Origin of the sequence: Streptomyces colwelliae (genome assembly GCF_048158785.1) — a bacterium.
Classification (GTDB): Bacteria; Actinomycetota; Actinomycetes; order Streptomycetales; family Streptomycetaceae; genus Streptomyces.
Genome location: NZ_JBLTJC010000698.1, coordinates 1 through 2,356 on the forward strand (window position 1 = coordinate 1; position 2,356 = coordinate 2,356).

Genomic DNA, 2,356 nt, shown 5'->3' on the forward strand with positions numbered 1-2,356 from the left:
CGTTTCCACCACACCGCCCACCGTGAACCCGATCACCGAGCCGCCGCCCTCCCGTCGTAGCGCGAACGGGGCCCCGCCGTGGGCCAGGGCGACCTCGCGGACGATCGAGAGGCCGAGGCCCGAGCCGGGGAGGGAGCGGGCGTCGGCCGCGCGGTAGAAGCGGTCGAAGATGCGGAAGAGGTCGGTCTCGGAGACTCCGGGGCCCCGGTCGAGGACCTCGACGCGGACCGTGCCGGGGCGGGCCGGGCCCGAGATCGAGATCTCGATCGGGGTCTGGCCCGCGCGGTCGAACTTGGCCGCGTTCTCGACGAGGTTGGAGATCGCGCGCTGGAGCATGCCGGGGCGGCCGTCGGTCGTCGTGTCGCCGCTCGCCCGGACCGTGATGTCGCGGCCGGCACGGCGCCGGGCGAGGACCGCCACGTCCTCCGCGATGTCGGCGAGGTCGACCTGCTGGGGTGGTTCGGTGTCGGACTGGCCTGCCGCCAGGTCCACCAACTCGTTGACCAGGTCGGTGAGTTCACGGGCCTCCTGGCTGAGGTCCGCGACCAGTTCCTCGCGGGTGCCGGGCGGCAGTTCGTCCATGCGGCGGAGCAGCGAGATGTTCGTACGGAGGGAGGTCAGCGGGGTGCGGAGTTCGTGGCCCGCGTCCTGGATCAGGCGGCGCTGGTCCTCCTCCGACTGCGCGAGGCGGCCGAGCATCCGGTCGAAGGCCCGGCCCAGGCGGCCCACCTCGTCGTAGCCGGTGACGGGGACCTGGACGCCGAGCCGGCGGGTGCGGGCCACGTCCTCGGCGGCGGCGGTCAGGATGATGAGGCGCCGGGTGATCCGCCGGGCCAGCCACCAGCCGCACAGACCGGCGAGCACGACCACCGCCGCCATCAGCACGAACGTCCGCTGCTGCAACGCCCGCAGCAGATCCTCCGTGTCACTGAACTCCTGGGCGACCTGCACCGCGCCCCGCCCGTCGCCGAGCGAGACGGTCGCGATGCGGTACACGTCCTCGGCGACGGCGACGTCCTTGTGCTCCGCCGTCTCCCCGGCCACCCGCTCGCCCGCGATCGCCCGGTCGTCGCCGGTGACCGGCAGCGCCGGGCTGCCGCTGTCGAGGACAGCGCCGTCCGGCCCGAGCACCTGTACGTCCGTACGGGCGGGCCGCACGATGTCGTGGCCGGGCGCTGAGGAGGAGAAGTCCTCGGTCGTCATCTGGTGCGTCCGCACCTCGTCCTGGAGATCCTGTACGACCTGGTCGAACACGGACTCCTGGTCGACCCGGACCAGCCGGGCCGCCGCGCCGTACGACAGCACGCCGACGAGGAGCGTGACGGCGGCGGTCACCGCCGCGAAGGACAGCACGAACGTGGTGCGGAGCGAGACCAGCCTGGGCCGCCGGCTCGCCACCAGCCGCCGCAGGCGTCCGCCCACTCAGTCCTCCCGCAGCACGTAACCCACGCCACGCACCGTGTGGATCAGCTGCGGCGCGCCGGGCTCGTCGAGCTTGCGGCGCAGGTAGCCGACGTAGACGGCGAGGTTCTTGGAGCCGGGGCCGAAGTCGTAGCCCCAGATGCGGTCGTAGATCGTCGAGTGGTCGAGGACGATGCCCGCGTTGCGCACGAGCAGTTCGAGAAGCTCGAACTCGGTGCGGGTCAGCTCCAGTTCGCGCTCGTCGCGCCAGACGCGGCGGGCCTGGAGGTCCATGCGGAGGCCGGCCGCCGCGATCTGCTTGTCGGAGAACGCGGAGAGGGAGGAGGGAGAGGACGACGACGGCGACGTCTGCGGGGTCTCCCTCAGGCCGTCGGCGGAGGTGCCGGGGACGCCGTTCGCCGGGACCGGGCTGGTGCGGCGGAGCAGGGCGCGCAGCCTCGCGAAGACCTCCTCCACGTCGAAGGGCTTCACCACGTAGTCGTCGGCGCCCGCGTCCAGGCCCGCGATGCGATCGGCGGTCTCCACGAGGGCGGTCAGCATGAGGATCGGGGTGCGGTCGCCCTCGGCGCGCAGCACCCGGCAGACCTGGAGGCCGTCGATGCCGGGCATCATCACGTCGAGAAGCAGCACGTCCGGTGGGGTGCGGTGGGCCTGCGCGAGCGCCTCGACACCGTCGGCGACCGCGGTCACCTGGTAGCCCTCCAGGGTCAGGGCCCGCTCCAGGGCATGACGGATGGCACGGTCGTCTTCGGCGAGCAGCACAGTCTGGGGCACGTCTCCCAGTGTGCCAAGGCCTCCGGCGGTAGACCGGTGGGGGCGGGTCTGCGGGTGCCCTTTTTACCTGGCTCTCACCGAGGTGGGCGCAACCTGGGGTGTCCTCCTACCGTCTTCTCACGGTCGGGTGGGCGGGGTTGGAGCGGGCGTACCTGGGGGC

General features: G+C 72.7%; 2 protein-coding genes. Both read right to left on the minus strand.

What is annotated here, in order from left to right:
• Nucleotides 1-1,422: sensor histidine kinase (locus tag ACNFOC_RS53325; RefSeq protein WP_416966161.1), on the minus strand; the 1,422-nt coding region annotated here is incomplete at its 3' end.
• Complete coding sequence (locus tag ACNFOC_RS53330; protein ID WP_416966162.1) at nt 1,423-2,196, minus strand: response regulator transcription factor; 774 nt, start codon at nt 2,194-2,196, stop codon at nt 1,423-1,425.
• Nucleotides 2,197-2,356: the final 160 nt, after the last annotated feature.